The 6,098-nt window shown below is 49.7% G+C and carries 5 protein-coding genes; all 5 read left to right on the forward strand.

Annotation, left to right across the window (positions count from 1 at the left end; all coding sequences use genetic code 11):
* Positions 1-1,364 (forward strand): hypothetical protein (locus POG22_RS10085; protein WP_498905084.1); only part of this gene is annotated, 1,364 nt, incomplete at its 5' end.
* A 145-nt stretch (positions 1,365-1,509) separates the two neighbouring features.
* Positions 1,510-2,646, forward strand: coding sequence for a glycosyltransferase (locus POG22_RS10090; RefSeq protein ID WP_498905086.1), 1,137 nt, complete (start codon positions 1,510-1,512; stop codon positions 2,644-2,646).
* A 49-nt stretch (positions 2,647-2,695) separates the two neighbouring features.
* Positions 2,696-3,598 (forward strand): DMT family transporter, encoded by a 903-nt coding sequence (locus POG22_RS10095; RefSeq protein WP_498905087.1) that lies wholly within the window; start codon positions 2,696-2,698, stop codon positions 3,596-3,598.
* Between the two features lie 28 nt (positions 3,599-3,626).
* Positions 3,627-4,958, forward strand: a complete 1,332-nt coding sequence (locus tag POG22_RS10100; protein WP_498905088.1) for an ATP-binding protein — start codon at positions 3,627-3,629, stop codon at positions 4,956-4,958.
* A gap of 480 nt (positions 4,959-5,438) precedes the next feature.
* The coding region (locus tag POG22_RS10105) for a tetratricopeptide repeat protein (protein WP_498905090.1) at positions 5,439-6,098 on the forward strand (660 nt) is incomplete at its 3' end.

The raw sequence follows: 6,098 nt of genomic DNA on the forward strand, positions 1-6,098 counted from the left end.
AACCTGATGTCTCTCGAGGAGAATCGTCTGAATCGGGAGTTTCGGAAAATCCCCAGCTTTTCGAGAGTCAATTCAAACAAGATGTCTCGAAAGGAGAGTTGTCTCAGTCGGGAGTTTCGACAAACTTGGAAAATCCGAGGTTTTTAGAGAATCCAATTCAACCTGATGTCTCTCGAGGAGAGTCGTCTGAATCGGGAGTTTTGGAAAATCTGGGGTTTGTCGAGAGTCAATTCAAACAAGATGTCTCTCGAGAAGAGTCGTTTGAATCGGAAACCTTGGAAAATCCGGGGTTTTTAGAGAATCCACCTCAATCTGATGTCTCTCGAGGAGAGTTGTCTGAATCGGAAACCTTGGAAAATCCGGGGTTTGTCGAGAGTCAACGCGATTCTCGTGTTTGTAGAGAAGAGTTGTCTGAATTAGAAGTTTCGACAACCGAGGAAAATTTAGGATTTGTCGATAACGCCGAGGAAAGCTGGAACGTTTTCAAAAGACTTCCGACGACTCAACTTCTCGAAATTCGCGTTTACAGTTTCGATTCGGGTTCTGAAGAGGATTCGATTCCCTGGATTTCCCTTCCACTAAATTTGCGAGGACAAGTTCGAACCCTTCGCGACGACGATTTAGATATGCTGTTCGTCTGTGGTGAGATTACCGCGACAACCACACCTTTAACGTTGCTGTCGGTTCATCACTTGGCGAGATATCAAGAGGTCTTAGAAGAAATTCCAGAGTTGGAGATGTGGCGGCGTTCTCCAGATTTGGTAACGAATGCTACAAAAGAGTTTATAGAGCAGCATCTTTCCCAGTATACCTATAGTGTACCTGCAACTCGCGAGAAGGTCAACCCCGATTTCGACTTAAAATCGAGATTAGGACTTTCAGACGAAACCCAAATTTTACTATCCTACGTTTACCCAGATGGATTGACGGCTGAATGGCGAGAAATTTGGGCAACCATTCTCGATCGCACACCCGACACTCTCCTCGTATTAGCCCTCTGCAACCTCGAACACCGTAACGTTTTACAAATAAACCCGCGCGATCGCATCTCCGAAACCTTGCAACATCACCAACTCGATCGCTCCCGCGTCCTCCTTCTCAATTCCATAAACGTGGATACATTAAATTCTCTCTACTCCCAAGCCAACATCTACCTTGACAACTTCCCAAACTCTCCAATATTAGGAATTCAAAAAGCCATCGAATTCGAGCTTCCCATCGTGACAAAAACTGGACACGACCAAACTCACGCCAAATTTCTCAAAACCGTCAATTTTCGAGGGGCGATCGCGCCGAATTCCTCCCACTACATCGATCGCACGCTCGAATTAATATCAAAACCAAAACACGTCAAGTATTTTTAACAAAAATTAAACAAACACCCTCAAATCCCTCCGTGTTCTCCGTGTCTCTGTGGTGATTTTCTGCCTCAATCCTTCCCAAAGACTTGTGTTACCATACGCCCAATAATATTCATTAAAATTCCACCCAACCCATCTCATCAAAACCATGACACCCAACATCTCAATTGTCATCAATAGCTATAACCAATCCCACTATCTCAAACCAGCGATCGAAAGCGTTTTAGCCCAAACCTACAAAGACTTCGAGTTACTCATTTGGGACGACGGTTCCACCGACGACTCCGTAGCCGTCGCCCGAGAATTCGCCGTCACCGATAGCCGAATTCGCGTCGTCGCCGCCTCACACCAAGGACGCGGAAAAGCCCTGAAAGCCGCGATCGAAGCAACTCGCGGACAATACCTAGCTTGGGTCGATCGCGACGATCTCCTCGCCGCCACCGCCCTCGAACAAACCGCCGCCGTCCTCGAGACCCACCCCCACATCGGAATGGTGTACACCGACTATCTCGACATCGACGAACGCGGAAACGTCCTGCAAAAAGGCGATCGCTGCCGCATTCCCTACTCCCGCGATCGCCTCCTGACAGATTTCGTCACCTTCCATTTTCGGCTACTGCGTCGAGACACCTTCGATCGCGCCGGAGGCATCGACCCCGCCTTCGAGTACGCCGAAGACTACGACCTCTGCTTGCGCCTCTCCGAAATCACCGAAATCTACCACCTTCCCCAACCCCTCTACTTCTACCGCCTCCACCGAGAGAACACCTCCCGGCGACATCAAACCCTGCAAATCGCGCGATCGAAAAAAGCCGTCGAAAACGCCCTCGAACGCCGCCACCTCAGCGACACCCTCAAACTCGACGTTGTAGACGGTCAATTTCTCCTGCGTCCGCGTCCCGCCGTACCCTTCGCCCGCGTCGCCGCCGTTCTCGCCTCCCTCACCATTCCCTTGGTTCCCCTCTCCGCCACCGCCGAACCCGAAACCCCGTCCCCACTGGAGAACCTTCCCCTCAGCCAGTCTCTCGGCGACGGCGTGACGAAATCCGACTTAGACGACGCCTTCGAGGGACTCAAACACGCCGATTCCCCCCAAGCCCACCCCAACCAACGCATCGGACGGGGTTACGGCGGAAACGGCTACGGTTACGGAAACGGTTACGGCGGAGGGGGCGGTGGATATCGCAACCCCGGACGGATTTCGCCGCCGCCGTTCCCCTTCCCCCGTCAAGAGACGCATTACATCATCGCCCCCGACGGGAACATCGAATTCCGCAAACCCTAGCAGCTCCAGTTTCGTTACATTACGTGATGTAAGGTTACCGAGAGCGATCGTGTCGAACTTCCTTACGACCTTCCGAGGCGAACTAGCAGCCCTTCTAGCGGCGGCATTTTGGACGATCTCGTCCGTCCTGTACAGTCGCCTCGGACAGCGAATTTCCCCGTTCCAACTGACTGTCATTAAAGGAACGCTCGCCATTGCGATGATTTTGATGACGTTAGGGCTGCGAGGGATGCTGGTTCCCGAAATTCCCACGTTTTCACTTTTATTCTTAGCCCTCAGTGGAATTATCGGGATTAGCTGGGGCGATACTGCCTTTTTCCAAACATTAAATCGTTTGGGACCTCGGCGCACCCTGCTCGTGCAAACCCTTGCCCCATCCCTAACCGCCTTGCTTGCAGCGATCTTTCTCGGCGAACTATTGACAATATTAAATATATGTGGTATAGGTTTAATTTTATTTGGCGTCACATGGGTCGTGGGCGATCGCGTCGGAGAAACTCCCACAGAAGCCCAAAACATCTCCGAGGGGGTCGTCTGGGGAGCGATCGCGGCCTTGTCCCACGCCGGAGGTGCGATTCTCTCCCGAGCCGCCTTAGCCGAAACGACGACGAGTCCCCTCAGTGCGGCGTTAGTACGGTTAGTCGCGGGGGTAGTCGTGTTACCTCTGTGGATGTTGTGGCTGCCCGCAGAGCGGCGTGTCGAGTGGAAACCCGTGCGATCGGGGCGAATTTGGGGAATTTTAATCGTCGCTGCCTTTATCGGGACGTATTTAGCGATCTGGTTGCAACAAACCTCGTTAAAATTTGCCCCGGCGGGCATTTCTCAGACCTTGAGTGCCACGAGTCCCCTGTTCGTCCTACCGATCGCCGCCTGGACGGGAGAAAAGATTGGCATTCGAGCAGTTTTAGGGGCGATCGCGGCTGTGGCTGGAGTCAGTCTTTTGTTCGCGTAAAATCGAAGTAGAGTGGAGCGGGACGACGATGTTTCAATACGACGACGAATATATCCTGACTGAAGTTTACAGTGCGTTCGAGCCGTTTCGTCCGCCCGATAAGGATACTTACGTCGATTTCGAGTCAGTGCGCGGTCGCTGGAACGTTTCGCGGGAATTGGGGCGACGCATTACGCGATCGAAAATGGCTACTTGTCAGCTTTTTTCGGGACATCGCGGGGTTGGGAAAACTACGGAGTTACTGCGTCTCAAGGAAGAGTTAGAAGGAAAGAAATATCACGTTGTTTACTTCGCCGCCGACGAACAGGACATCGAGCCACAAGATACCGAATACGCCGATATTCTTCTGTCTTGTACGCGGCATCTCGTGCAAGAAATTGTCATCGACGGACAAAACCCAGTGGTGCGCTGGTTGAACGATCGATGGGGAGAATTTAAAGAGTTTGCCTTGAGCGATATTGAGTTCGACAAACTCACACTGCAACAAAAACTGGGGGCGTTCGGACAAATTAACGCGAACGTTCGTGCCGTTCCCCAAATTCGCGGTCAAGTGCGAAGCGAAATGAACAAACACACAGTTTCGCTCGTGCAGGCGCTGAACGAGTTTATCGAGATGGCGCAGACGAAGCTGAAAGGGGAAGGAAAAAAAGGCATTGTGGTCGTTGCCGATAACCTCGATCGCATTGTAGAAGTTCGAGACGAGAAAGGGCGTAGCAATCACGACCAAATTTATCTCGATCGCAGCGAACAAATGTCGGGAATTAACTGTCACGTGATTTATACAGTACCGATTTCTTTTCTTTGTTCCGATCGCGCGACACAAATCGGCAATCTCTACGATCGAGACGTTTTACCGATGGTGATGGTACGCAACGAAGACGGATCGAGAAACGAAGCGGGAATGGAGAAATTTCGAGAACTCGTGAAGCGGCGTGTGAGGAAAGTCGATCCTCAGTTAGCGGAAGTGATGGATACCGAAATTTTTGAGAGTGCGGAAGTCCTCGATCGACTGTGTTATATGAGTGGCGGACATTTGCGAATTTTAATGCAAATGGTACAGAAAGCGATCGATTGGACAGATACGTTACCAATTTCTCAACAGGCGGTTCACAGTGCGATCTCTGAAATGAGAAAGACTTACATCGATACGATTCAAGCGGATTGGTGGGAAGCACTCGCTCGAGTTCATCAAACCAAGCAAATCAAAAAAGACGATCTTCATCATCTGTTTTTACTCAACCGCTGTGTTTTGGAGTATCGAGAAATGGGTGAAGATGGTGAATTAAAAGACTGGTACGATGTTCATCCAACCATCGAACAAATTGATAAATTTAAGAAGATTTTAGCTAGTCCAGATTAAAGCAGTATGAACCGCGATCTCAAAGATAGGCAATTTTTCATAACAGAAGCTCGAGATCGGATAGATCGAGATGCAATACCTGATGATATTTATCGAGCGTTACTGCGTTCGATAAGGCGTACCCAAGGATTTGGAATTAAGTTCGTTCAATGTACTCCTGCTGAGGGACAGAAGCTTATCGAGAAATTAAAAGAAGATCTACGACAAAAAAAAGTCAAAATACTGGATTTAAAACAACCAGTTGAAAATTTATACAATAAAATTATCTCAAACTTCCCAAAAAAACGTGATATAGATGTTCTATTTATAACTGGAATTGAGAATTCATTAGTTGATTATATTAAGCCAGGACATGGAGGAGAAGGGGATTACTACACCCTCGATACTGCCCCGAGAATTCTCAGTCACCTCAACCAGCAGCGAGAGCGATTTCGAGACGATCTTCCCATTTGTTTTGTATTTATCGTACCTCGCTTTGCTTTGAAATACTTCGTTCGTCGCGCTCCTGACTTCTACGACTGGGGATCGGGTGTCTTTGAAATTCCGACAGACCCGAAAGTTATCGAACAAGAATCTTTGCGCGTTTGGAGAGAAAAGGACTATGAAGAATTTCTCGAAATGACGTCCGAACAACGGCGAGAAAAACTCATTGCAGTTCAAACCTGGTTGGCAGAATGTTCGGAGACCGATCGCAAGTGTAATCTTCTCTTGGAGTTGGCAGGCTTTCAATGTGTAGATGGAAAATATGAAAATGCGATCGCGGCATTAGATGAATACCTAAAACTCAAACCCGACAAAGACGATGCCTGGTACTGCCGAGGCATCGTTCTGGACGAACTCGGTCGCACCGAAGAAGCCATCGCCAGTTACGATCGCGCTCTCGAGGTCAAACCCGATAAAGACGAAGCCTGGAACAACCGAGGCCTCGCTCTCAGGAAACTCGGTCGCTACGAAGACGCCATTGCCAGTTACGATCGCGCTCTCGAGGTCAATCCCGACGATGACGAAGCCTGGTACAACCGAGGCTACGCTCTGGACGAACTCGGTCGCTACGAAGACGCCATTGCCAGTTACGATCGCGCTCTCGAGGTCAATCCCGACGATGACGAAGCCTGGTACAACCGAGGCTACGCTCTGGAC

The organism is Geitlerinema sp. CS-897, from assembly GCF_028368005.1.
GTDB lineage: Bacteria > Cyanobacteriota > Cyanobacteriia > Cyanobacteriales > Geitlerinemataceae > Baaleninema > Baaleninema simplex.

Coding starts and splice junctions, on each gene's coding strand:
- POG22_RS10100 (WP_498905088.1), top strand. CDS start 3,627: ATGTTTCAATACGACGACGAATATATCCTGACTGAAGTTTACAGTGCG.
- POG22_RS10090 (WP_498905086.1), top strand. CDS start 1,510: ATGACACCCAACATCTCAATTGTCATCAATAGCTATAACCAATCCCAC.